Raw genomic sequence first — 25767 nt, 5'->3', positions numbered from 1 at the left:
CGGCCTAACGCCGTTCGGTGTCCCTAAAATCATAGGATGATGAGAGTTTATGCCATTCTATAGTCCGCTCCGATATCCAGGGGGGAAGGGTCGCCTTGGCGCATGGATGGCAGAAATCATGCGTGCAAATGACCTTTCCGGTGGATGGTACGCAGAGCCTTATGTTGGTGGTGCTGGAGTAGCCTTGCATCTTTTGCTTGGTGGATATGTGAGGAAGGTGTACATAAATGATATCGATCCGGCAGTATACGCATTCTGGGAATCGGTTCTTAATTTTCCTGATGAGTTGATTAGTCTATTGTGGCAGGCGCCTATAACTGTTGAGGAGCGCGACAAGCAAGTTGGTGTGCTTAACTCGATAGAAAGGCATTCCACGGTTGATGTCGGATTTGCCGCTTTGTATGTAAACCGAACAAGTAGATCCGGGATACTGTCGGGAGGGGTCGTTGGTGGCCGATCTCAAGCGGGGATGTGGAAGATAGATGCACGTTTCAACAAAAAGACGATTTCTGAGCGAATTGAACTTGTGAGCCGATATAGCAATAGGATATGCCTCTTTAATTTAGATGCTCTTGATTTCCTTACTCAGTTGCCGGCCGCGAATAGCGACCCTGGACTCGTATACCTAGACCCGCCGTATTTTTCGAAAGGTGGGGGTCTGTATCGTAATGCCTATCAGCACGGTGATCACGAATCAATAGCGGAATTTGTTAAGCATATAGAGTATCCGTGGGTAGTGACATATGATGACACTCCAGAGATTGAAGATCTGTATCATTGGGCCAAGGGCGGTCGTTTTAGTATATATTACACCGCTAATAATAGTTCTAGACGTCATGCAACAGAATTAATTTATACAAAAGGCCTAGACCTTGATCCACCACCTTATTCTAAGCGCTAGCCTTCCAGCATTCCCGCAAGAAAGGCCTAAGGTTATCCCAGAACTTATTGAGAGACTCCTTACCCTCAAAGAAATATTCGCTATGAACAACTTTGTTCAGGGTATGCAGCGACATTTGTTCTTTGTTGGCTTGCTGGATGGTGAGATCCGTTTTTTCCCGGTCGAGAATGTTGTTTTTATTCATATGCTTAGCCGATGCGATTAGTCGATGCCCCAGGCCAACTTTTCCATTCCCAGCTTCCTTTTTTGCGGCACCACCAAGGTTGTTAGTTTGTACATAGTGCTCAACAGTAAGTTCAATTAGCAATCGAACTAACACTGCGGCCGCCATAGGCGTGTGTTTTAAATTAATCTTGGTTAGTTCAGCTTGCACGTCTCGTGCTTTCTGGTGCTCTCTAGGTATCTCGGGGAGTCCGTAGTGTCTTATCGGTTTGGTGATGTGATTGCGCTCCCAGCTTGACTTTCTTGTTCCGGTGGGCGGCTTGTTGGATCCGGTATCAGTATTGGAATGGGAGTTTGACGAGTCTTCAGCACCGGTTTTATCTGTGCGTTGTTGGGGGTTGTCTAATGTTTCAGGGTCTTCAGTCTGGCCAGAGAGTTCCGGAGATCCAATGCTAAGTAATTCTTCGAGATACTTAGTCTGGTCTTGCGTGTGCATCATTGAAAATGAGTCGCTATCACTATCTGTGTTTCTTGTAACGTTTACTCGCCCAGTTGAAAGATCAGAAATAATCTTTCTAATGCGTTGATGAACGGTATCGCGTGACTGATTAAGTACGGGAGGGTGGCTGTCGATATTCTTGAAACCGATTTTCGCCAATCGTTCTCTCGTCAGGAATCGCGTTAATGTTGTGATGGGGAAATTAGAGGGGATTGCGGTAAGTTCGTGCTCGCTCGCATAGCGCAGGACTTTTGCTGAAAGGGCGTCTTGGCTTCGTAAGTCATATCTGAGCTCGAAGAGTGCGCGTTCGACGGCTTCCCATTGGCGGAGTCCTTCACCGCTCCCAGCACCACGATGTTGTCTGCTTATATGTTCAATAATGGCATCTTCATTTTCGCTTATATCGCACTGAATCTCTTTTGGTATCTCCGTGATTGAATCTCTGGCCCGGCGAACTTGTGTCGCTAGCTCAGGTGGTGATTGATCTGGGTTGTTAAGTAACTTCAATGCAGTTACGCGCCGGTTCCCATCTCGTACGAGCCACTGATCGTTGTCGCGACTTACTACTATAGGGTCAATCCCTAGGCCATTTTCAGCGATATCTCGACAAAGTGCTAATAGCGCAGGACCTTCAGTGTGTGCTAATCGTTCTATACAGCGGCGTTCGTCCTCTCCTGGGCGTAAGCTTATTCGCGGATTTTCCGGGTCAAGCTCCAAGTCAGCGATTCGGATGGTTTTTCGGTAGAAATGGCTGTTGTTGGGATTGGCTTCGTCCATTGCTCAGCTCCTTGAGGGCTTGGCCAAACTGAAGGGTATGATCGTGTATTCAGAACGTGAAGAGGGATGCCAACGGATACATGTCAGAATAGGCCAAAACGCTTAGCATGCAAAATGTAGGTGAGAAACACAAGGACGAAAACCGACGAGGACACCCACCTCCCGGCAGGCTCCATATCGGTCGTTTCGCTGGTGATGTGACTTGAGACGCAACACACGAGGACACCCACCTCCCTGATGGCGCCAAATCGGTCGTTTTCGCTGGTGATGTGACTTGAGAAGCCTGGTTCGGGGAGCTCCGGAAGCAATATGGCCGGTTCTTGCCGCATTTCGGGGAGGCGAGGGCAGTATTTCGCCTGCTCCAGGCAGGGGAGAACCGCCTTTGGCGGCAGCTTGGGCCGATTGAGTGTGGGTGGTCTTGTTTGGCTAGCCGGGCTCTGGATGTATGTCCCTGAGTTCGGCCGGAAAAGACAATTCTTTCCACTCCCTGTACAGTAGCTAGAAAAACGGAAGCGTCCCGATAATCATGGATATGAACCCCGTCAGTTTGCCTGTCTCCCCGGAATCTGAGCCAGTCGCCATTGCCACCGCCGAGGCGGTAGAGGCGTTTATCGAGCGCTGGCGTGACACCGGCGGCACCGAGCGGGCGAACTATCAGCTTTTCCTCACCGAGCTTTGCGCCCTGCTGGGGCTGCCGCAGCCTGAGCCGGCCAGTGATCAGACCCGCGAGAACGCCTATGTTTTCGAGCGGCGCGTCACGATCCGTAATCCGGATGGTAGCGAGAACCGGGGTTATATCGATCTCTATCGGCGTGGTTGTTTTGTGCTGGAGGCCAAGCAGACTGGCAAGGGCCTGGATACCCAGGGCTGGGACAAGGCCATGCTGGCCGCCCAGAATCAGGCCGACCATTACGTGCGCGCGCTGCCCCGCGATGAAGGGCGCCCGCCGTTCATCGTCGTCACCGATGTCGGCCGCAGTCTGGAGCTCTACTCCGAGTTTTCCCGATCAGGTGGGACTTATGTCCCGTATCCGGACCCGAGCCGACACCGCATCCGGCTGGAAGACCTCCGCGAGCCCGAGATCCAGCAGCGTCTGTACCTGCTCTGGACCCAGCCTGACCAGCTTGACGCCAGCAAGCACGCCGCCCGGGTTACCCGCGAAGTCAGCGCGCAGCTCGCTGAGTTGGCGAAATCCCTGGAGCAGGGCGGCTACGAAGTCGAGCGCGTCGCCCACTTCCTCAAGCGTTGTCTGTTCACCATGTTCTCCGAGGATGTGGAGCTTCTGCCGCGTGGCAGCTTCACCGGCCTGCTGGAGCGGTTGCAGGAGAACCCGGAGCATTTCCCGGACGCGATGCGTTCGCTCTGGGAGACCATGAAGACGGGTGGCTACGAAGGCCAGCTGATGCACAAGGTGCAGTGCTTCAACGGTGGCTTGTTCGAGAATATCGATCCGATACCGCTCAACGCCGAACAGATCGGCCTGCTGGTCCGTGCCGGCAAGGCGGACTGGCGCTTTGTCGAGCCAGCCATTTTCGGCACTCTGCTTGAGCGTGCGCTGGATCCCCGCGAACGGCACAAGCTCGGCGCCCACTACACCCCGCGCGCCTATGTCGAGCGCCTGGTCATGCCCACGATCATCGAGCCCCTACGCGCCGAATGGAGCACCGCACAGGTGGCCGCCGAAGCCTGGTTGCAACAGGGTAAGCGTGACAAGGCTTTGAAAGAACTGCGGGGCTTCCACGAGCGGCTGCGGGAGATCCGCGTGCTCGACCCAGCCTGCGGCTCCGGGAACTTTCTGTATGTGGCGCTGGAGCACCTAAAGCGTCTGGAAGGCGAAGTCCTTAACCTGATCCGAGATTTGAGCGCCGGCCAGTCCACGTTCGACACCGAAGGTCTTACCGTGGACCCCCACCAGTTCCTGGGCCTGGAGATCAACCCACGCGCCGCCGCCATCGCCGAAATCGTCCTGTGGATTGGCTACCTCCAATGGCACTACCGTCTGCATGGCAATCTCAACCTGCCCGAACCGATCCTCCGCGACTTTCACAACATCGAATGCCGTGACGCGTTGATCGAGTACGGCAGCCGCGAACCCATGACCGACGACCACGGCGAGCCCGTGACCATCTGGGACGGCATCAGCTACAAGAAGAGCCCCGCTACTGGCGAACTCATCCCCGACGAGAGCGCCCGCACCCTCGTCCACCACTACAGCAACCCGCGCCGCACCGAATGGCCTGAAGCCGATTTCATCGTCGGTAACCCGCCGTTCATTGGCGCCGCGACAATGCGCCGCGCACTGGGCGACGGCTATGTGGACGCCGTGCGCAAGGTATTCAAAGGTATCGTTCCGGACTCTGCCGACTTCGTCATGTACTGGTGGCACATCGCTGCCGGAAAAGTCCGCAAGGGAGAGGCCCAGCGCTTCGGCTTTATCACCACCAATAGCCTGCGCCAGACCTTCAACCGCCGCGTACTCGAACCACACCTGAACGACAGCAAGAAACCTCTGTCGCTGGTCTTCGCGATTCCCGACCACCCCTGGGTAGACAGCGCCGACGGCGCCGCCGTGCGCATCGCAATGACCGTCGGCGTGGCCGGAGACCAGCCCGGCACCCTGCAGCATGTCCTTGCCGAACGCGATACTGGCGACGATGCCCGCACTGTGGAACTAAGCCGCAAGGCGGGCAAGTTATTTTCGGATCTGGGCGTCGGTGCCAACATCGCTGGCGCTAAACCATTACTCTCCAACTCAGAACTTTGTTTCCGTGGGGTGCAACCAATCGGCATGGGGTTTGTTGTTAGTAGGGCTGAAGCGGTCTCCTTGGGCCTTAATCATGTGGCAGGCAATGATGTTCCCATTCAACCTTACCTGAATGGCCGCGATATCATGCACAAGCCTCGAGATGTATTCATCATCGATCTGTTTGGACTCAGTCTGAGTGAAGTCCGAGAGCAGTTCCCACAGCTCTACCAGTGGGTAAAGGATCGAGTAAAACCCGAACGCGACCAAAACAAGCGTGCCACCTACCGGAAGAACTGGTGGGTCTTCGGCGAGCCAGTGCCAGCAACACGGCGCTCTATCGATGGGCTAACTAGATACATCGCTACCACAATGACCGCAAAACACCGCGTCTTTGTTTTTGTTGAAAGCGGTGTTATTCCTGACCAGAAACTCGTTACGGTCGGCACTTCACAGGCTGACATCCTGGCTGTTCTCTCCTCACGCCTACATACACGGTGGGCATTAGCGACAGGAGGCAGTCTTGGCGTCGGTAATGACCCTGTTTATGCAAAAGGGCGCAGCTTCGACACTTTCCCTTTCCCCGAGCTCGACGACCAGCAGGCCGCCATCATCGGCGACCTCGCCGAACGCATCGACGCCCACCGCAAGGGGCGCCAGGCCGAACACCCGGATCTCACCCTTACCGGCATGTACAATGTACTGGAAAAGCTGCGCGCCGAAGAACCACTGACCGACAAGGAACGCACCATCCACGAGCAGGGCCTCATCTCCCTGCTGCGCGAACTGCACGACGACCTCGACCGAGCGGTCTTCGAGGCTTATGGTTGGAGCGACCTTGCTGATGCTCTCGTCGGCCACCCTGGCGCCACTACTCCGTTGCCGGGTAAGCCCGCCGACCAGGCCGAAGCCGAGGAAGAGCTGCTCAGCCGCCTCGTCGATCTAAACGCCGAACGAGCCGCCGAAGAAGCTCAAGGCCATGTCCGCTGGTTACGGCCCGAGTACCAGGCCCCCGAAGCCACCCAGACCACCACGGCCCTAGAGCCCGGCGTCGGTGCTCCGAGCAAAGCGCCCGCCGAACCCGCGAAAAAGCCCACCTGGCCCAAAGCCATGGCCGACCAGGTCGAAGCAGTGCGCCGCCTCCTGGCCATCGGCCCCCAGACCGCCGACACGCTGGCCGGCCAGTTCAAACGCAAACCCAGCAAATCCATCAACCAGGTCCTCGGCGCCCTGGAAGTCCTCGGCCAGGCCTGGCGCGACGGGGATACCTGGCACTTGAAATGACTTCAGGTGACCTGAATGACAGCGGTGATTCCGACCGGTGTAGGAATGACCCGGATCGGTGTGTCAGAATCCTATGATAGGAGGAGATTTCTAGGCGCTTCAGCAGCTATAATGCCGACAGAGGTAAAACCATGACCCGCATCGCTGTGAGCCCAGAAGTGGTCCAATGGGCGCGCGAGCGCGCCCATCTGGATGTGGCTGCGCTTGCGGACCGATTTCCCAAGCTCCCCGAATGGGAGCGGGGCGAGGTGTACCCCACATTTAAGCAACTAGAAGCGTTTGCCAACGCGACCCGCGTACCTTTCGGCTACTTGTTTCTCCCCAAGCCGCCACAGATTCCCATGCCTATCCCGGATTTCCGCACGCTGCAGAATCAGCAGTTGCACGCTGCCAGCCCAGATCTGGTTGATACAATTTATGCGATGCAGCGGCGTCAGGCTTGGTTGCGGGAAAGCCGTTTAGAGTGTGAGACAGATCCGCTTCAGTTCATCGGTAGTGCCAACCTGGGTGACGATCCAGCAGCCATTGGCCGTGAAATTCGCCGGTTCCTCAATTTGGAAGATGGTTGGGCGGCGACCGTACGCACCTGGCAGGACGCTGTTAGCGCCTTGCGCAATGCAATTGAGGCGGTGGGTGTGATGGCCGTGGTCAATGGTGTGGTGGGCAATAATACTCGTCGTGTACTAAATGTGGAGGAATTTCGAGGTTTTGCCCTTAGCGATGATTATGCGCCGTTGATCTTTGTCAACGGTGCGGATGCCAAGTCCGCACAGATGTTTACTCTAGTGCATGAGTTAGCCCACCTCTGGCTGGGTTCAGAGGGGTCCGGATTGTCTGGTTTTCCAGGGATTTTCCCCGACGGTGGCGCAGTTGAAACCTTTTGTGATCGCGCGGCTGCCGAGTTCCTAGTACCCGAAGCAGAGCTTCGCGCTACTTGGCCTGATGTACGCCGTGATGAAACCCCATTTGAGCTGTTGGCACGCCAGTTCAAGGTTAGTCCCATCGTGGTTGGTCGGCGGGCCATGGATTTGCGTTTGGTCGATCGCAAGTATTTCTTCACTTTTTATGAAGAGTATATCCGGCAGGAGCGCAGACAAAAACAGGCGACTGGTGGTGGAGGCGATTTCTATAATAATCAGAACACGCGTGTTGGCAAGATGTTTGCTACTCAGGTGGTTCGTGCCGCTAAAGAGGGGCGGATCGGATTCAAGCAGGCTTATGATCTGACGGGATTAAATGGCGGTGCATTTCAAGAGTATGCACGCCGTCTAGGGATGGAGCTCCCCTGAATATGTATATTATTGATTCCGATGTTTTGATCACCGCTAAAAACAGTTACTACGCATTTGATCTTTGCCCGGGGTTCTGGGCGAGCTTGTTGGAGAGACATCAGGCGGAACGGGTTTATAGCCTGGATCGGAATCGAATGGAGTTGCTTCAAGGACGAGAGGATGATGATTTGGTCAGCTGGATTAATAATCTAGTGCCCGACAGTTTTTTCTTGAGCACCCGCCAAGGCGATGTGGCGACAGCCTATACAGATGTGATGATGTGGGCCCAACGGAATGCGCAGTATTTTGATGCTGCCAAGGCTAAATTTGCCACCGGTGCTGATGGCTGGCTTGTGGCCTACGCATATGTGTACGGTTGCGTTGTTGTCACACTGGAAGAATCGCGGCCCGAGTCGCGAAATCAGATTAAGCTGCCTGATGTCTGTATTCAGTTCGGGGTGCCATACGAGAATGTTTTCACCATGCTAAGGGCTTTAGAGGTCCAATTTAATTAATCCCACCACCAATCACCAGGACACCAATCACGGAACCCAGGAACACGAGCCTCAAGGACACCCACCTCCCTACCTGGCTCCAAATCGGTCCTTTTCGGGTATGAGATGGCTTGGGCCGGCTGGTTTGGGGCCTTCTGAAAGTAAAGCCGCGCCGACGGGCTGATGCCCGCCGGCGCGGTGCGCTGCGTTACGGCCAGGGCAGGGGAATCGGCTCGGGGCGCGGTCGCTTCTGCGGGTCGTCGTCGCCCTCGAAATAGCGCTGAATGTCGCGGCGCAGGGTGGCCCGGTGGGCGGTGGTTGCCGGGTCGCGGTCGCGGCCGAGGCTTAGCCAGCCGTCCTTGAGTTCCCCTTTGAGTTGTTTCAGGCGCGCTTCGGTCAGGGCCCGGGCTTCGCTGCCGGTCTGCTCGTGGCCGGCCAGGTCCAGGAGGCCGTCCACCACGGCGCGCTGGACGATGCGGACCAGGTAGGGGTCCTGGGGGTCTTGGGGATCGTTGTCGGCGGCATTTGGATTGTGCGTGAAAGCGGTGTCCACCAGGCGGTCCAGTACCGCGCCGGGTTCCGGGAAGTCGTTGTTGCGGGCGTGGAAGGAGACCACGCGATTGAAGCGCTCTGGGTGCAGGAGGCCGTCCACGGTTTCCTGGGCCAGGCTGTGGGCCGCGTAGAGCGGGTCGAAGGCCGGGCCGGTGTTGGGTGTGAACAGGCGGTCTTCACCGTTCCAGTCCCAGCCGAAGGGGGTGGGGGCGATCTGCTCGGCGATGTTGTCCGGGACCCGCAGGTGCTCGGTTTGCAGGGTGTCGAGGACGCGACTGAGGGCCTGGCTTTGTTCCTCCGGCGGAATGCGCCGGGTGGGTTCCACTTCCTCGCCTTTCAGTGCATAGGCAAACTCCATCCCGCCCAGATACTTGATCGCGCCCTGTAGTGCGGTGCGGTGATGGAGATAGACGTGGGCAAAGCGCTTGTCCAGCAAGGCGTAGGGCTCGCCATCGTCCAGGGCGCGCTCGTCGAAGGCGTTGATCAGGGCCTGGCGCACGCCCAGGGTGCGGTCCAGGGCGGTGAGCATGTCATTGCCCTCAACCCAGACGCTGGCGTCGGGGAAACTACCGTGGGGTTGGGCGGCGCCGCCGGTGATGAAGCGCAGCCCGTCCTCCTGGGCTTCGCGCATGATTTCGGCCAGGCCCTCGCGCTCGGCTTCTTCGTCCGGGAACCAGGTATAGGCGTAGCGGATGGCCAGCTTGTCGTGGGGGCCCGGGCCGGGGGCGTAGGCCTCGGCGATGTCCAGGTGGCCGTCCTCGTCCAGATGCACCAGGGGCACGGGGTAGTCCATCACCGAGGCCCGGTCGTGGGTGGCGGCGATGAAGTTGTGGGCGAGACCCAGGGCGTGGCCCAGTTCGTGGGCGGTGTGCTGCAGGCGCCGGGCCATGGCCATTTCCTCACTGGACTGTGCCAGGCCATCGGGGCCGGCGGCCGGACGGAAGCCCATCCATATGTCGTGATTGACCAGCGAGCGGAAGGAGTCCATGCGCACGATGGCGTGGATGATTTCGCCGGTGCGCGGGTCCTTGTGGGAGGGGCCGACGGAAGGCCCGCGCTCGCGCCGGTGCACCCAGTGGATCATGTTGTAGCGGATGTCCATGGGGTCGGCGCCCTCGGGCAGGTCCTTGATCTGGAGGGCATTCTTGAAGCCGGCCGCCTCGAACATTTCATTGAACCAGAGGCTGCCCTCGATGAAGGTGCTGCGGTAGGGCTCGGGGATGGCCGGGTCCATGTAGAAGACGATGGGCTCTTCCGGTTCTACCAGCTCGCCGGCCAGATAGGCGTCCTTGTCGGAGGGCACCAGGCGCCAGCGCCACAGCCAGCGCTGGCGGTAGTCGCTGTCATGGCCCTGGGCGAAGTCGAAGAAGACGTGCGGGAAGATGCCGGCCCGCGGGTGAAACTCCCGGGGCTGGTAGTCGTCATCCGGCAGGCGCAGGAAGCTGTGCTGCTGCTCGAAGGTGAGCGAGCGCGGGTCGGGGGCGTGCTGAGCCAGTTCGGAAGACGGCTCATCCACGGCGAAGGTCAGCACCGAGCGGATCTCGCTGTTTTTCGGGAAGGCGTCGGTGTGGTCGGGCTCGATGTAGCTGCGGTCCGAATCCAGGCTCGGTTGGCCGAGCTCGGCGCCCTTGATGCGCTGGGCAATCCCGAACATATCCGAGAGGAAGAATTCCGTGGCATCGACGAGCAGGGCGCCGTCGCGTTCCTCTTCGATCGGGAAGGCGGCCAGTACCGAGCGCGGGAAGGATTGCTCAACAGAGCGCTGTAGGTGTTCGTTGTCGCCCAGGGCCCGGTGGCCGGTATTCTCGTCCACCAGCAGCACCCGATCCCCCCGACGCTTGAAGCGCACCAGGGTCTCGTTGCCCATCTGGCCCCGGTCGAGCAGGGGGGCGGAGGTCCCCAGGCCGGCGGCGAGATTGACCGAATAGATCAGCGGCTCATCCAGGTCCCGTACTTCCAGCAGCACTTGGCCGCTGTCGGGCTGGTAATGCACCGGCAGCATGGCATCGTCCGCATCGCCCGCCAATACCGGGGCCGAGAAGATCATCGCGACCAGCCAGGTCACAGCAAACATCCAACGCAATGCGCTCATTGAGGCGCCCTCCAGCAATTCACGAAAGGTACCGAGCATAGCGCATCCGGTCTGGCACCGAAAATTCAGAGATCGGCTGCCGTTCTAGCGTGTTGCTTGAGCGGGTAGGCTTCTAATTAGAGGTTTGTGGACTTAATTAGCTAGAAAAAGGATAATACCGGACAGATTGGCAATCACTTAGGGCACAAGAATGACGAAGATGGACACATCAGACGGTGATCTGCTCTTCGCGACCGGCGATGCGACGCAGGACAAGCGGCTGCGCCGGGCCGCTCAGGCTGGAGAACTGCAACGTATCGCGCCCGGGATCTATACGCCCATCCTCGATCAACCACCGGCCGATATCCTGCGTTCTCCCAGGCTTTGGCGGGTGCTGGCCCACAAGTACCCGGGCTATGTGGTGGGCTACCGTTCAGCGCTGGAAGCCGATCCCGTCAACGCTGGCGAGATATTTCTGGTCGGTGCTCGACACCGCCAATCAGTGTCGCTACCTGGCGTCACGGTACGACTGGCCCCCGGGCCTGGGGCACTGCCTGGCGACAGACCTTTCGTCGGCGACCTTTACTGGGCGTCAACGCCTAGGGCGCTCCTCGAAAACCTTACCGTCACCCGAGCTCAAAAAGGGCTTCCCCGGGCACTCGGCAGAAAAGGGGTTCAGGCGCACTGTGAGCGTTATGCCTTGCGAGAAGGATTTGGCGCGCTTGAGGCTCTGGGCAATCAGGCCGGCCGGCTCGGTCAAGCGCTGGGGCTGGAGCGCGAAGCTCAATTGCTCGCCGAGATTATTGACGCCATTGTCGGGAATCGCTCATCTCGCGGGATCCTGTCAGCTTCAGCGGTACTCTCACGTGCTGCGGACCACCCAGTTTGTCCGATTGCCGAGGATCGATTCGATCGCTTGGCGCAGGCATTACGGCGTACTACCGTGCCACCCCGGCCGATGAAGGAGACCACCGACCAGGCCGATCGACGTGCCTTCATTGAAGCCTACTTCTCGAACTACATTGAGGGGACCCGCTTCCTGATCGAGGAAGCACAGGATCTGGTCTTCCGGGGTGGCCCTATCCCGGGCAGGCCTGCCGCCGACAGCCACGACATCACCAGCACATTCTCGCTCGCCCGTCACAATCTGGTCGACACGATCCCAAAGGACAGCCGCGAGTTGCAGGCACTGATTCGAGATCGGCACCAAGTTCTGATGGCGGAACGTCCGGAATGGCGTCCCGGTGAATTCAGGAGCGGACCTGTAAGCACAGGTGCCCATGCATTCATGGACGCTGCCCTGGTCAGGGGATCACTGGCGCTGGGATACGACTACCTGGACTCACTGGAGAATCCCTTCGCCCGAGCCGTCTTTACTCTCTTCCTCGTCAATGAGGTCCATCCCTTCCTCGACGGTAACGGGCGCGTGGCCCGGCTGACTGCCAACGCAGAGTTAAGTGCTGCCGGGCAGGCCCGCCTGATTGTCACCACTGCCGATCGTCACCGCTACGTCGCGGCCTTGCGAGCGCTTTCCAGAGATCAAAACCCCAATGAGCTGATTGCAATCTGTGACCGGGCACAGCGAATTACCACAGACTTATCGCTGAACAATTGGGACGAGCTGCTGGCCCAACTGCGAGCCGAAGGCGCTTTTGATGAAACGTAACGACATTTTGACCCAATCGCCAGGACACTCAATACTCTAACTAGCTTGATCCAGTCAGCGGTGAGCCGCCTTCGGCGGCAGGTATTGGAAGTTGAGTAGGTGTTGGTCGTTCCTCGCTAGCCGGGTTCCGGAGGCAGCGCTCTGGCGAAGACCATCCCCTTGAGGAATGACCTTCGGAATCGTTCTGCCACCACCTTGTTGGTGTCGGAGGATGAGATATGTAGGATTGGTCCGGGCCCACTATGTGCGCGGTGGTTAGTTCGGCTAAGCGCTTGATTGCAAAGCAAAACCAGCTAACCTCTGTCCTAAGGACAGAGGTTAGCTGGTTTTTCTGGGAAAGTCAATGTATTGGCGGGCCAAATCCTTCATGTTCTGCAGGGAGCTTGACAAGACCCCCATGCGGTGGTTAATGTCCTTAGGACATTAACCACCGCATGGGGGTCGTCTTTCCGTGCCAAGACTCTCTAGTATTCGTCTCCGGCAATTCGCAAACAATCTGAGATTGCTTCAACGGCCGTTGGTTCAGGAGGCCGATTTGGCGGTCAGTTTCGTCCAGAGTTTACATCAAGCCGGTGACGATATCGGTGCGATTGAGGGTGCGGAATTACGAAAGGATTTTCGCAAGTTCAGAGATGAACTAATCGCCCTCGGGGCTCTGGAGGGGTACCGCGAAGGTCGTAAGGTTGTCGGTTATATGATTGGTGTTGGGGCCCTTCCGAAGGTCGAGCGGGCAGTCTGCTCGCTTGATCCATTTAGCTATATTTCCCATCTCAGCGCGATGGATTGGCATGGATTGACGGACCGGATGCCGAAGACGATTTTCTTGACCAGCCCATCGAAAGCACTCTGGAGAACTTTGTCGAATGCTAGGTTGGAGCATTCTTTGGGGGCCCTTTTGTCTGTTTACCAGGATGCGAAGTTGCCTGCTTATCATCGGTTAAATATGGATAAGTTCCGGAAACGGCCTCTGAGCGTTTGGTCTAGTAGCCGCCTAGACCAGGCTTACCAAGCAGCCTATAAGCGGGTTGAAAATGGTGAAGTACGAGTAGCCACGGTGGGGCGCTGCTTTCTTGATATGGTGCGCGAACCAGATCGATGCGGCGGAATATACCATGTGATAGAGGTTTTTGATGAGCACGCTGGGTCTTATTCCGAGCAGATTTTGAGTGAGCTACATACTCATGGAAACAAGCTTGAGCAGGCGCGAGTTGGGTATTTGCTAGAGCAAGCGAATCCTGGGTTGAAGGGGCATCCGATATTGGAGCAATGGGCCTCAGAGGTGACTCGAGGCGGATCTAGAAAATTGGATCCGGCTGGCGACTACTCGGATGAGTTTTCGAGAAGATGGGCGTTATCGATCAATGTCTGAGGTGGTGCGTAAGCTCGTTGATGTAGATAGCTGGGTAGATTCAGCGGCAGATGACCCAGCAGAGTATGCGGTGCGCCGTGTGATGCGGGTGATTCTAGTCTCCATTTCTCGCTCGCCTTCCTTGCAGAGCAAGATGGTGATCAAAGGAGGCGTACTGCTCGCTCTTGGTTACGACACGGGGCGACACACCAAAGATGTGGATTTCTCCACCGAAAAGCCTCTGCAGGAAGTGAATGTGGAATTGCTGATTAAGGAGCTAGTAGCGGCGCTAGACGCTGGGCGCAGTATTGACGAAGATGTGCTTTGTCGGGTTCAGTCTCATGTCATTAAACCGCCAAGATCTGATGCGACCTTTCCTACCTTACGAGTTCGGGTTGGTTACGCCCTCAAAGGTGAAAAGCAATATACGCGAATGATTCAGGGAAGGGATAGCGCGAGAACGGTAACTATAGACCTCAGTTTCAATGAGAGCACTTTCATCGCATCCCAAGTTTATTTGGGCGAAGATCAACTGATCGCATATAGCCTATACGATCAAATTGCGGAAAAGTACAGAGCGCTGATTCAGCAAACTGCAGCGAGGCGAGGTCGAATTCGTCGTCAGGAAGTATACGATATTTACTCGGTGATAAGGAAAGGGCACTTAACAACTGAGGAAGATATGAGGCTTCTCCTTTTGGCCATGCGCCAGAAATTCGATGCGCGCGGCGTCGAGTGTACGAGGGAGGTCATAGATGAGCCGGAAATAGCCGAGCGATCGCGGAAGGAATATTCGCGGCTTCAGGATGAAGTTGAAGGGGAATTGCCAGATTTTGATGAGGCGTTCAGTGTCGTAAGAGATTTCTATTCCTCTCTGCCATGGGATGGGTGATCGGGGAGTATTGTCTTAAGAAGAACCAAGAGCAAAGACACCCACCTCCAAGATTGGTTCGGCCGCCGGACGTTTCAGTATTGCTTTAACGGCCAGCCTATTCCCGCTGAAAGACCACCTCACCGTTAACCACGGTCAGATTTACATCGATATCCTTGAGCACCCTGTCGTCCACTTCGAAGGGGTCCTGGTCCAGCACCACGATGTCGGAGAGCATGCCGGGCTCCAGGCGGCCCTTCTTGTCTTCATTGCCTTCGGCATAGGCGTTGTTGGCGGTGTAGGCTTCAAGTGCTGTTTCCAGGTCGATCCGTTCCTCGGGAAACCAGCCGCCTTCCGGCTCGCCGTCCAGGGTCTTGCGGACCACGGCGGCGTAAATGCCCTGCATGGGGTTGGCCGGGTACCAGGAGGCATTCGTACCGGGCCAGTCGCTGCCGAAGCTGAGCATGACGCCGGCCTCGTGCAGGGTGCGGAAGGCATAGGCCCAGCGGGAGCGGTCAGCGATGCGTTCTTCCATCCAGCGCATGTCGTCGATGGCGTGGAAGGGCTGCATTTCGGCGATCAGGTCCATGTCGGCCATGCGCTCGGCGACCGAGGCATCACGCAGGACCTGGGTGTGGATCACCCGGAGGCGGCGGTCGGCCGGGCCGTTGGCCTCGATCATTTCCTCGTAGAGATCCAGCAGGTGGTCGATGGCCTCGTCACCGATAGCATGGACCTGGGGCCAGTGGCCGGCGGCATCAGCCCCTTTGAGTAACTCCAGCATGTTGCCCTCGGGAGACATCATGTCCCGCCACTGGCCGCGGGAATCGATGTGCTCGTAGGGCTCGTAGAAGCGGGCGGTGGAATTACCCATGATGCCGTCGACAAAACCCTTGAGGCCGCCGATCTGGAGCATGGGGTCACCGAAGCCGTGGGTGATGCCCACCTCGGCCAGCGCTTCCCAGCGGTCCAGGGTGGGGCGGGCGTAGACCCGGGTGGTGAGCCGGCCCTCCCGGTGCAGATGCTGGAAGACCTGCATCTGTTCGGGCGTGGTGATGTCGTGGATGGTGGTCACGCCCTGTTCACGCAGCCGCTCAAGGGCTTTTTCGGCCTCGGCGATGCGTTGCTCAAAGGGTTTGTCCGGCACGGTCTCGCGCAGGGCCTCGCCCGCCTCTGCGTCCAGTCGGCCGGTGGGTTCCCCATCCCGGCATTCCACGCCGTCCTGCTCGCAGTCGAAGTCAGCATGGGCCAGGGCCGAGCGGCTCGCCAGCCACAGGCTTTCATCCCAGTTCCAGAGCAGCACCGGGCGGTCGCCGGCAATGTCTTCGAGGATTTCACCGTCGGGGTCGTAGGCATCCGCCGGGGCCTCGGCGTCGCCCTGGCCGTCTCCATGCTCCCAGGCCTCATAGGCCCCCCACAGGCCGCCAGTAATCCAGCTTTCCTCTGGCATGCGTTCGTGGGCGGCGCTGAGTTCGCGCCGTAAGCCTTCATCATCGGCCACCGACAGCAGGTTGATGCCTAGCAACAGCTCGCCGGCCCGATTGAAATGGGTATGGTTATCGATAAAGCCGGGCACGATGCGCCCGCCGTCCACCTCGATCACCCGGGTGTCGTCGCCCCGATGCGCTTTGAGCTCCTCGTACTGACCCACCGCCAGAATGCGCTCACCCCGCACCGCCACGGCATCGGCTTCGCCTTCCATGTCCGCCGACCAGACCGGTGCGCCATGAATCAACAGGTCCGCCTGCGGGGTTTGCGCGCGTTCATCTCCCGGGTCACAGGCCACAAGGGCCAATGCCAATACGGGTAGGGTCAATACGGACAGGGCCAGGGCGGGCAATGGCAGTGGGTGTTTCATGGGGAGTCTCCGTGGGCTGGTCAGGCATGAGGGGGTTTAGTGTAGTGCCTGTGGCGTGCTGAGCAAGCGTGGGGCTGATGCTCGTCTTTCTGGATGGTCCGAACCCAGCTACGCTAAACAAACCATAATTGATCGGGTACCGACCGTTTTGGGTACTTTATCTTGTCGCTGACACAGTGGGAGGGGTGCCATGAGATCGCAAATTGGACTTGCCGTTTTGATGTTCTTGGGGCTGTTGGGCATGGGCCTGCCTGCGGGCGGTGTGCTCAGTCAGACCATTACGGTAGTGGGGACACCCCATCTATCGGGCTTGGATCGGGCGCCGACAGACGAGCAGCTGGCCAAGGTCGTTGATCGCCTGGCCGGGTTTGAGCCGACGCAGGTGTGCGTGGAACGCATGGGTGGTGAGCGTATTCAGGCGCAGTTGCTCGACCAAAAGCAGCATGGCATGACATTTCAGCCGGAAACCCACGGTCGACCATTGGCAACAGTAATTGTGCCGGCCGGTTACGAAATGCGGGGCAAGCTTGAGCGGGGGCCGGTGGCAGCGCGCCGCGAGGCCAGGAACCTACTCCAAGAGTGGGGTTCGCTTGAGCTGGCAGACCGAATCCGGGCGATTGGCTTGCTGGTGGCCGGGTTCGAATTTCATTCCGCGGTTCTGAACTGGTCCTATCTGGACGAAGCGGAGCGGGAAGCGGCCGGCGAGGTCTTGGGGGCGTTGACGGTCGATGGGCTGAACTCAATACTGGAATCGGACCACGAGGCTTATTCGCTGGCGGTGCCCCTTGCTAGACGTTCTGGGTTACATGAGCTGTGTACGGCGGATGCCCTGGAAGACGAGACTCGGGGTATGCGGACAGCCGTCGAACATGGTGGCATGGATGTGATTGAAAGTGCTGAGGTGCAAGAAAGGCTGGAGGAGCACCGGGTAATCATGATGGAGGCCTGGCAGCCGGACGCCGGGGAGGAAGCGCTGGTTAGCCTGCTTCGGTACACTAACAGCGAAGACTACGAAGCGATGGACCGCGAGCTGCAATGGGAGACCTTACGGCGGTTCGACAACGACGAAGGTGCCTTTCAGCGGCGACTAATGTATTGGCATGCCCGCACGGCCGAAATCTCTGCTGAGTTGTACCGGGCTCTGGCGCAGGGGTCTGATGAACGCGTCCTGTTTATTGTTGGGGCGGCTCATCGGCCGTTTACCGAGGCCGACTTGCGGTCGCAGCCATGGCTTGAGGTGAAACCAGCCCGAGAACTGCTCTCGGATGATACTCAGTAAGAGTTTTGATAAAGGGGAAATCAATGAAGGGGCGAAGCATCGCCATTGTCGGCTGTGGTACTGCTGGACTGGCCACGGCCATTTTCCTTGCACGCCAAGGCCATGCAGTCACTCTGTTTGAGCGGTTCCCTGAACCCACCGCCGTGGGCGCGGGCATTTTGCTGCAGCCGACCGGCATGGCAGTTTTGCGGGAATTGGGGTTGCTGGAAGCGATGGAGGAAACAGCGGCTCGTGTGGATCGGCTTGATGGCAGGACATCGAGCGGGCGGCGGGTGATGGATGTCAGTTACGGAGGCTTGGCTGCACAGCCGTATGCATTGGGGGTGCATCGGGCCAACTTGTTGCAAGTGCTGTTGGGCGCGGCGGTGGATGCCGGGGTGGAGATTCGTTGTGACACCGAGGTGAATGGTATTCGTCATGTTGACGAGCGTCCGGTGCTGGAGCTGGCCGATGGAAAAACGCTTGCTGGTTTTGACGGGGTGGTGATCGCCAACGGAACCCAGTCACAATTGCGTGAGCAGCTCGCCATCCCGCAGCGCTGTCAGCCTTATCCCTGGGGTGCATTGTGGACGATCAGCACGTCTCTTGAGCAAGCACCCGAGCCGGCGCTGTTGCAGCGCTATGTTGGTGCTGGGGTGATGATCGGGGTGATGCCTACCGGGCTCGATCCGCAGAGCGGGAAACCGTGTGTCAGTTTTTTTTGGAGCCTGAAGACGGCGGACTACGCTGCCTGGAAAGATCGCCCTTTGGCTGACTGGAAGTCTCAAGTGCTTGAGTACTGGCCCGAGATTGGCCCGCTGATGGCCTCCATTACCGACCGGGACCAGATGCTGCTGGCAACCTACGCGGATGTGCGCATGCGCCGCTGGCATCAGGGTTCGGTGGCGGTGATCGGCGATGCGGCACACGGCATGAGCCCACAGCTCGGCCAGGGGGCGAATCTGGCACTGGTGGACGCTCTGGTGCTGGCCCGTTGCGTGGATCATGCGACCTCCATACCCGCAGCATTTGCCGCCTATACCCCGGCCCGCCGCCGTCACCTGCGTTTCTATCAGCTAGCCAGCCGAGCACTGACGCCCTTGTTCCAGTCCGATAGCCGCTTGGCCGGGTGGCTGCGCGACATTAGCTTTCCGCTGACGAACAGCGTGCCGTACACCCGCCGCCAAGCCCTGCGTACGGTGGCGGGTATCAAGACGGGGTTGCTGTTTGACCGTGATGTTTTAGAGCTCGGACAGGGCAAAGGTAGAGAAAAATCAGAGACACTCCCGATCCAGACGGAGTAGAGAGCCCCTTAACGTGGGAGGGGTGCTATGAAATCGAAAATTGGACTTGGCGTGTTGATGTTCTTGGGGCTGGTGAGCATGGGCTTGCCTGCGGGCGGGGTATTTAGTCAGACCATAATGGTGGTGAGGGCACCCCATCCGCTCCAGACCAATCGGCCGCTGGTATTCGGTTTTCTGTTCCTAAAATGCGAGCTCTCCCGATTCGCGGTCGAAAATAAGCAGGCCTTGGCGGGGAATATTGCCGTCTGTCCGAAATGTTCCTGTCGTTACGAGGAAACGTCCGAAGGCTTCTATATCAACGTCGCCTTGAAAGTTGTGGACTGTAGGTAAGACATTGGGCGTGACCTCGAGAGTCTCTGCGTTCAGATATCTCAATGAAGCGCCGGAATCCTGATCGGCTGGAGAGTACATTCCCTGCGTAACGACCTCGTCATCAATAAGGGTGAGCGCGTGAGTACGGCCGGTGAGCGACGTAAACCCTGTAACCTCGCCAGTACTGCGTGACAGACTATTTATGCCCAGGTTTGAGATGTCCTCTGGATCGTGGCCGTCAACTATTAGCGAGTCTTCGTAAATAAGCACATTGCTGATAAACCCGGACAAGCCAGGCCGCCAGTTCAGGTTTTCCCCATTGTGCCGGTCAATGGCTTCGACGAGGCGATCCGATCGATAGCCCCATCCCATCCCTGCATAAACGGTTTCCGGGCCAACGGCGATTGAGACTGGGTAGCCAGCTACATTGGGCGCCCAGGGCGTAACTGTGCCTGTAGTCAGGTCAATGGACCCAAGGCCGTGCCGTTCTTCTTCGCCCAAGTAGGTGAACCTACCGCCCACATAAAGGGTGTCTTGTTCCGCCTTGAGTGTTAGGATTCCGTTATACGTTTCTAGTGACCATGCTCCGGTCTCCTGTCCGGTATCCGGATCCAGTGGGACGATTCTGCTTGGCGGCCACGCTGGGGAAGGTATATCTAAGCGATCCTCGAAGGCTGTAATAACAGAATCAGTAGTTGCCTCTATATTGATTGGCCGGCCCAGGCTTGCGAGCGGCGGGTTCCAGTCCGTTGGTTGACCCGATTGCATGTCAATGGCTGCGAGCCCGGGGCGGGCAACTCCTCCGGACAGCTCGAATGTTCCGCCAATGAGGGTCCTGTCTCCCGCGTCTGAGATAGTCGAGATGTTCGCACCGGCTACTGGCGACCAGCTCTCGATCAACTCGAGAGAGTCTCCGTCGTATGCGACAGCTTTCCGTGGTGTCGCGTCGTCCTCAAGGCGCAGGTTGCCGGTCAGATAAATTCGGCCAGGTTGTTTGATGATCCTATGAATTTCTGAATCTTCTGCAAGCCTTGGATTCCAATTGAAAATCTGGTCAGTGCTCCGGTCGAGTACGAGAACTCGGTCCTCCGGGGCTGGGGCGCCGTCTGAGCAACAAAGCAAGGTGAAATTCTGATTTGTAACTGTTTGGTTGTTTAGGCCGGAGGTGTCGAAGGGTGTCTCTAGTAATTCGAGTGTATTGGCATCAAAGGCAGCAACGCCCGCGCGAGGCCTACCATCGACGTTTCGGAAATCCCCGACAACATATAGACGTTCGTCATTGAGGGCGACTGATCGTATAGTTCCATCGAATATCGGTGTCCAGTCTGGCGAGACGGGGCTACGTGTGGAGATGTCATAGATAGAGACGAAATTGTCCAGGAGTGCGTCTTCGAGTGAGCCGGCTACCGCCAAGTTGTTCTGGTGTATGGAGAACGTGCTGGCTCGGCCAGGTAAACTATCAAAATGATCAATTTTGTCGCCGGATACAGGGTTGATCAGTATGAGGCTGTGTGTTTCAGCGCCGATTTCAGGGCCGGTCCTGAATGAGCCGCTTGCTACAATTAGATCCTGGTCAGGGTGTGCGCGAAGCTTGGAAAAATGGCTATTCGTTTCAAAGCCATTGGGGTCCAGTTGTTGGGCGGTTCCGTCGCGGAACACCCGGAATACCTGGTTCACCCCCTGGTCACCAACGTGAGTGGCATCACCCCGGACAAGCCAGCTGCCATCAAGCATTGGAGCAGCATGTAGAATGCTTGCGAGAGAGTTGTTGCCGTTCTCGTTTTCTCTCAAAACAGGGATCATCGCTCCCTTCGGTCGACCATCATCCCGAGAGACGATTGACATGCCGCCTGTGGCAGGGCTTATTTGCGTGAAATCACCCAGTAGGTAGAGAGTGTTGTCATAATGGGAGACCTCGTTGATTGTTCTGTCAGTGTTGATGGCAAAAGGACGCGCGCCGACGGGTTGTGAATAGGTCCCGTTGCCACCCGTTACAAAAAAATATGATCTATCCCGCACCAGATCACTATCCGCCGTGAGTATGGTTTCTCCCGGACCTGCGTCGGTTACGATCCCCCCGTCAGGGCAGAGCAGGGTGTTGTCCCAGTCACAGTGCCTGTCTGTCGAGAAAAATATGTCTTCTCTTGAGTCTCCATCCCATCGGAGCAAGACTTCGCTGAAATTCGATTCAGCAGATAGAGTAACGGGTTCGGTGGTCTCACCAGGACTATTGTTGTTGGAGTCCGAATTATTACAAGCAACGATCGGCAGGAGAAAAAGTAGCAGTGCCACTGAATGCGGGTTTGACGCGGTTTGATGTCGCACGGAGGTCTCCCCTTCTTTTGAAGATATTCCTTAAGAGGTTAATTCGGTCCAATTCCTAGCATGGATGCCTGATCTTATCACGACAAAATACAAGGACACCCACTCCCTACGGGCTCCAAATCGGCCAGTTTTGCGTGTGCGGTGAGCTGACGCGGTCGGGTCGTGGAGTTCTGGCAGCAATATGGCCGGTTCTTGCCGTGTTTCTGGGAGGCGAGGGCAACATTTAGCTTGTTCCAGTCGAGGCCCATGCCCTTGAGGGATGACCGTCCGAACTGTTCTGCTGCCGCCTTGATGGCGGAGGCCCGCCTCACGGGAAAACGCGAGTTAGCGAGGGGGCTTGTTATTGGTCCTCCAAGTCAAGTGTCTCAAGGAAGCGATGACCACGCGGGGAAATTGCCAACGCGCGGCTGTCCGGTTCTCGGCGCACGTAGCCCATATCCAACAATCGACTGCACAGTGCTGCGCCAATCGACCCGGCCAGGTGCATTCGACGTTCACTCCAATCAAGACAGCATCGGAAGAGCGGCCGCCGGATACCCCGCAGGGCATTGAGGTCGATTCCAATACGCTTGCACCATGCCTCGCCAGTCGGTGTCAGATGAAGTGAACCGTCGTCTCCGGTAATTAGCTTGTGCTCCCGGAGATTTTCCAGCAGCCGGACGCCCGCCTCGCCCGCGAGGTGGTCGTAGCACATTCGGGCGCGACGCAGCCGTTCGTCGTTCGGACCCGAACGCGGCCGGCTCATCTTCGGGGAAATGATCAACAGATCTTCCATGGCAGAGGCCACCTCAGGGGAGGTGATACGGAAATAGCGGTGCCGTCCCTGCTTGACTATGGTCACGAGGCCGCCGGACTCAAGCTGGGCAAGGTGATTGCTTGCAGTGGACGGAGCCACACCACCTTCCATAGCGAGCTCGGTCGCCGTGTGGGCAGTACCGTCCATGAGCATCATGAGCATGTCTGCCCGCGTGGGATTGCCCATCAGGCTGGCGACGGTAGCGATGTCGGGATGCTCTGACATATTTCGATCGTAGACGAAGCATAAATGCGTAGCAACTACCAGAATCGACTCTGACCAATCACAGGAGCAGAGCAAATGAGCAATAACGAGATCGAATACCGGGCCCATCTGGCATGGGTGGGCAACCTGGGTCATGGTACGGCCAAGTACGACGAATACGGTCGGAACTACCGGGTGAAGATAGCGGGCAAGCCAGACATGGAAAGCTCCGCTGGCACGGCGTTCCGGGGCGATCCGTCCAGACACGACCCGGAGGATCATTTCCTGGCCGCGGTCTCCGGCTGTCACATGTTGTCGTACCTCGCACTGTGTGCCAAGCACCGCATCGTTGTAACGGCTTACGAGGACGAAGCAGATGGAACATTGAAGTTGGCCGCCGGCGGCGGGTATTTCGAAGCTGTTGTGTTGCACCCGGTCGTCACGATTACGCGCGAAGAAGACCGGAAAAAAGCATTGCGACTACACGAAACGGCTCACAAACGTTGTTTTATCGCCAACTCCTGCAGTGTTCCCATTGCCCACGAGGCCGGTATCCGTGTCCAGCCCTCGACTGTATTGGAAGGGGGCGCTAGATCATGAGAGACCTGACCGTGGAGTTGGAGGACCGGCCCGGAGCACTTGCCGATGTGGGTGAAGCGTTGGGCCGTACCGGCGTCAGTGTGGAAGGCGGCGGCGCCTGGACGGTGGATGGTCGCGGAATCGGCCATTTCCTGGTGGAAGATGCGGCCAAGGCACGCCACGCCTTGGAGGAAGCGGGAGTCAGGGTTCTTGCTGATCGCGAAGTCCTCGTCCAGAGACTCGACCAGACGATCCCTGGGCAGCTGGGTCTGATCACCCGTCGCATGGCCGATGCCGGGGCAAATATCGAAGTGCTTTACAGTGACCATGACAAGCAATTGATTCTAGTGGTAGACAAGCCGGAAATAGGGCGGTTGGTTTCGGACGCATGGAAGGCAGATCGGAGATGAAGAGGCCGGGATACGCGCCCAGACTGGACTTGCGAGGCATTGTTTCTGAATTCTTCACTGGGCAAGGGGTGATGTCCGAATCCGGCGAGACAATACGGCGGTGGCAGGTTATTGTCTTGCCATGAAACTCTCCGCCGCCATTTGTGAACGTGCGCGCCAGTCGCGGGATGCTCGTTTCGACGGGCGTTTCTTCATCGCCGTCGTGACTACCCGCGTGTTTTGCCGTCCCACCTGCCCGGTGCAGCCGCCGCTTGCAAAGAATGTGCGTTTCTATTCCACGGCTGCCGCGGCCCTGGCCGCTGGTTTCCGGCCTTGTCTGCGCTGTCTGCCGGAGCTGGCCCCCGGCAACAGGATGGCGACCTCCGGCCCGGCGCTGGTGCGTCATGCCCTCAAGCGGATCGACGACGGTTATCTGGATGATGGCACGGTCGCTGATCTGGCCGCCGAGTTACAGGTGACCCCGCGTCACCTGACGCGCCTGTTCGAGCAGCATGTCGGTGCTAGCCCGCATCGGGTGGCGCACACCCGTCGTCTGCTGTTCGCCAAGCACCTGCTTGATGAAAGCACACTGTCGATTGCGGAGATCGCCTACGCTTCCGGTTTCGGCAGCCTGCGTCGTTTCAACAGCGTGGTGAAGGCGACTTGGCAGCGCACCCCCGGCGCCCTGCGTCGGCATCGTGCCGTAGCCGGGGGGCACGAGTCGATCCGCCTGCGTCTAGGCTACCGCCCGCCCTTCGACTGGGCGGGGCTGCTGGATTTCTTTGCCGGGCGGGCGATTCCCGGCGTTGAATCCGTGGCCGACGGTTGCTACCGACGCAGCTTCCGACTCGATGGCCAGGTCGGCGGGTTTAGCGTCGCCCCGGCCGGTGGTGACGGCCATGCCCTGGAACTTCATGCCCGCATACCGGATATTCGCCTGTTGCCCGAATTGGTCACCCGCGTTCGCCGAATGTTCGATCTTGATGCGGACTTGCTGGCCGTGGCCTCGGTGCTGGGCCGCGATCCCCTGCTGAGCCCGGTGATGAAAAGGCATGCGGGCATCCGCGTGCCCGGCGCCTGGGATCCGTTCGAGATTGCGGTGCGGGCGATTCTGGGGCAGCAGATCTCGGTGGCGGCGGCGAGAACCCTGGCCAGCCGCCTGGTTGCCGAGTTCGGCGAAGCACTGGACGATGCCCCGGCGCAAGAGCCGGATCGCCTGTTCCCGGTGCCCGCCTGCCTGGCCGACGCGCGGCTGGAGTCCCTGGGCGTGGTCGGCACCCGCGCCGAAGCCATCCGCCGTCTGGCCCAGGAAGTCGCGGACGGTCGCATTGATTTCAGCCGCCCGGACGTGGCGTCGCGTCTGGTGGCCTTGCCCGGCATCGGCGACTGGACAGCGCAGTACATCGGCATGCGCAGTGGTCATGATCCCGATGCCTTTCCGGCGGCGGATCTGGGCCTGCTGCGCGGGGCCGAAGAGGGCGAGCGCATGACGCCGGCCCGCCTAAGGCGTCGCGCGGAAGACTGGCGACCATGGCGGGCCTATGCCGCCATCTGCCTGTGGCGACGTTATACCGCCATGACTTCGGGAGGAAACTGAATGAAATACACTTATCTGCCCAGTCCTATCGGCGAGCTACTGATTGCCGGTGATCACGCGGGCATCCGCTGCATCGGATTTCCCGGTGGCCGACATGTACGCCAACCGGAGGTGGATTGGACACCGGATCCGGCACCCTTTGCCCGGGCGCGTGCCCAGCTCGAAGCCTATTTCACCGGCGATCTGACGGAATTCGACCTGCCCCTGGCGCCTCAGACCACGCCCTTCCAGGGCAGAGTATTGACGGCGCTACGGCGGGTGCCTTACGGCAGCACGGTCAGCTACGGTGAGCTGGCCCGCAAGGTCGGCAACCCCAAGGCTTCCCGCGCCGTCGGTATGGCCAACGGCCGCAATCCCATTCCCATCATCATTCCTTGTCACCGGGTGATCGGCGCCAACGGTGCCCTCACTGGTTTCGGCGGTGGACTGGAAGCCAAACGTTTCTTGCTGGAGCTCGAGCGGCGGGTGTTGGTGTCCTAAGTAGTGCTGTTCTGTTGAGAGGTATT

General features: G+C 58.3%; 18 protein-coding genes. 13 read left to right on the top strand and 5 right to left on the bottom strand.

Annotated features, from left to right (window positions below; genetic code table 11):
- The first annotated feature begins 49 nt into the window (after window positions 1–49).
- Complete coding sequence (locus J2T60_RS06220; RefSeq protein ID WP_301288314.1) at window positions 50–901, top strand: DNA adenine methylase; 852 nt, start codon at window positions 50–52, stop codon at window positions 899–901.
- Here J2T60_RS06220 and J2T60_RS06215 read toward each other — a convergent pair.
- Window positions 891–2339 carry a ParB/RepB/Spo0J family partition protein gene (locus J2T60_RS06215; protein ID WP_253446888.1) on the bottom strand — a complete coding sequence of 483 codons (1449 nt, stop codon included), beginning with the start codon at window positions 2337–2339 and terminating at the stop codon, window positions 891–893. The two genes, J2T60_RS06220 and J2T60_RS06215, sit on opposite strands and share 11 nt — an antisense overlap.
- A gap of 532 nt (window positions 2340–2871) precedes the next feature.
- On the opposite strand from J2T60_RS06215, the gene J2T60_RS06210 reads away from it, so the two are divergent.
- The 3 genes from J2T60_RS06210 (at window position 2872) to J2T60_RS06200 (ending at window position 8152) form a co-directional block, all read left to right on the top strand.
- A complete protein-coding gene (locus tag J2T60_RS06210; RefSeq protein ID WP_374728484.1) occupies window positions 2872–6366 on the top strand; it encodes a class I SAM-dependent DNA methyltransferase in 3495 nt (1164 codons plus the stop codon).
- Between the two features lie 131 nt (window positions 6367–6497).
- Complete coding sequence (locus J2T60_RS06205) at window positions 6498–7655, top strand: helix-turn-helix domain-containing protein (protein WP_253446882.1); 1158 nt, start codon at window positions 6498–6500, stop codon at window positions 7653–7655.
- A 2-nt stretch (window positions 7656–7657) separates the two neighbouring features.
- Entirely contained in the window at window positions 7658–8152 is a 495-nt protein-coding gene (locus tag J2T60_RS06200; RefSeq protein ID WP_253446880.1) for a DUF4411 family protein, read from the top strand.
- A 187-nt stretch (window positions 8153–8339) separates the two neighbouring features.
- On the opposite strand, the gene J2T60_RS06195 is transcribed toward J2T60_RS06200, so the two are convergent.
- Window positions 8340–10775: a zinc-dependent metalloprotease gene (locus tag J2T60_RS06195; protein WP_253446877.1), complete on the bottom strand. Its 2436-nt coding sequence runs from the start codon at window positions 10773–10775 to the stop codon at window positions 8340–8342.
- A 190-nt stretch (window positions 10776–10965) separates the two neighbouring features.
- Here J2T60_RS06195 and J2T60_RS06190 point away from each other — a divergent pair, with 190 nt between their 5' ends.
- The 3 genes from J2T60_RS06190 (at window position 10966) to J2T60_RS06180 (ending at window position 14660) form a co-directional block, all read left to right on the top strand.
- Window positions 10966–12420 (top strand): Fic family protein, encoded by a 1455-nt coding sequence (locus J2T60_RS06190; RefSeq protein WP_253446875.1) that lies wholly within the window; start codon window positions 10966–10968, stop codon window positions 12418–12420.
- Window positions 12421–12955: 535 nt separating this feature from the next.
- On the top strand, window positions 12956–13789 hold the full coding sequence (locus J2T60_RS06185) for a type IV toxin-antitoxin system AbiEi family antitoxin domain-containing protein (protein WP_253446872.1): 834 nt from the start codon (window positions 12956–12958) through the stop codon (window positions 13787–13789).
- On the top strand, window positions 13782–14660 hold the full coding sequence (locus J2T60_RS06180) for a nucleotidyl transferase AbiEii/AbiGii toxin family protein (protein ID WP_253446870.1): 879 nt from the start codon (window positions 13782–13784) through the stop codon (window positions 14658–14660). Before J2T60_RS06185 ends, J2T60_RS06180 begins: the two co-directional genes overlap by 8 nt.
- A 97-nt stretch (window positions 14661–14757) precedes the next feature.
- On the opposite strand, the gene J2T60_RS06175 is transcribed toward J2T60_RS06180, so the two are convergent.
- On the bottom strand, window positions 14758–16497 hold the full coding sequence (locus J2T60_RS06175) for an amidohydrolase (protein WP_253446867.1): 1740 nt from the start codon (window positions 16495–16497) through the stop codon (window positions 14758–14760).
- Window positions 16498–16687: 190 nt separating this feature from the next.
- Here J2T60_RS06175 and J2T60_RS06170 point away from each other — a divergent pair, with 190 nt between their 5' ends.
- Window positions 16688–17776, top strand: a complete 1089-nt coding sequence (locus J2T60_RS06170) for a DUF5694 domain-containing protein (RefSeq protein WP_253446865.1) — start codon at window positions 16688–16690, stop codon at window positions 17774–17776.
- A 23-nt stretch (window positions 17777–17799) separates the two neighbouring features.
- Complete coding sequence (locus J2T60_RS06165; protein ID WP_253446862.1) at window positions 17800–19059, top strand: FAD-dependent oxidoreductase; 1260 nt, start codon at window positions 17800–17802, stop codon at window positions 19057–19059.
- Between the two features lie 180 nt (window positions 19060–19239).
- On the opposite strand, the gene J2T60_RS06160 is transcribed toward J2T60_RS06165, so the two are convergent.
- Entirely contained in the window at window positions 19240–21696 is a 2457-nt protein-coding gene (locus tag J2T60_RS06160; RefSeq protein ID WP_253446860.1) for a hypothetical protein, read from the bottom strand.
- Window positions 21697–22036: 340 nt separating this feature from the next.
- Complete coding sequence (locus J2T60_RS06155) at window positions 22037–22717, bottom strand: ArsR/SmtB family transcription factor (protein WP_253446857.1); 681 nt, start codon at window positions 22715–22717, stop codon at window positions 22037–22039.
- A 75-nt stretch (window positions 22718–22792) separates the two neighbouring features.
- Between J2T60_RS06155 and J2T60_RS06150 the strand changes: the two genes are divergently transcribed.
- The 4 genes from J2T60_RS06150 (at window position 22793) to J2T60_RS06135 (ending at window position 25741) form a co-directional block, all read left to right on the top strand.
- Window positions 22793–23296 carry an OsmC family protein gene (locus J2T60_RS06150; protein WP_253446854.1) on the top strand — a complete coding sequence of 168 codons (504 nt, stop codon included), beginning with the start codon at window positions 22793–22795 and terminating at the stop codon, window positions 23294–23296.
- Complete coding sequence (locus J2T60_RS06145; protein ID WP_253446851.1) at window positions 23293–23685, top strand: ACT domain-containing protein; 393 nt, start codon at window positions 23293–23295, stop codon at window positions 23683–23685. Before J2T60_RS06150 ends, J2T60_RS06145 begins: the two co-directional genes overlap by 4 nt.
- Window positions 23686–23806: 121 nt before the next feature.
- Window positions 23807–25261, top strand: a complete 1455-nt coding sequence (locus tag J2T60_RS06140) for a DNA-3-methyladenine glycosylase 2 (RefSeq protein ID WP_253446848.1) — start codon at window positions 23807–23809, stop codon at window positions 25259–25261.
- On the top strand, window positions 25262–25741 hold the full coding sequence (locus J2T60_RS06135; RefSeq protein WP_253446845.1) for a methylated-DNA--[protein]-cysteine S-methyltransferase: 480 nt from the start codon (window positions 25262–25264) through the stop codon (window positions 25739–25741). It abuts the gene before it with no gap.
- Window positions 25742–25767 lie beyond the last annotated feature (26 nt).

Origin of the sequence: Natronospira proteinivora (assembly GCF_024170465.1) — a bacterium.
Taxonomy (GTDB): Bacteria; Pseudomonadota; Gammaproteobacteria; order Natronospirales; family Natronospiraceae; genus Natronospira; species Natronospira proteinivora.
The sequence above is the reverse complement of the archived record's forward strand: the minus strand, read 5'-3'. Positions and strand labels throughout refer to the sequence as shown.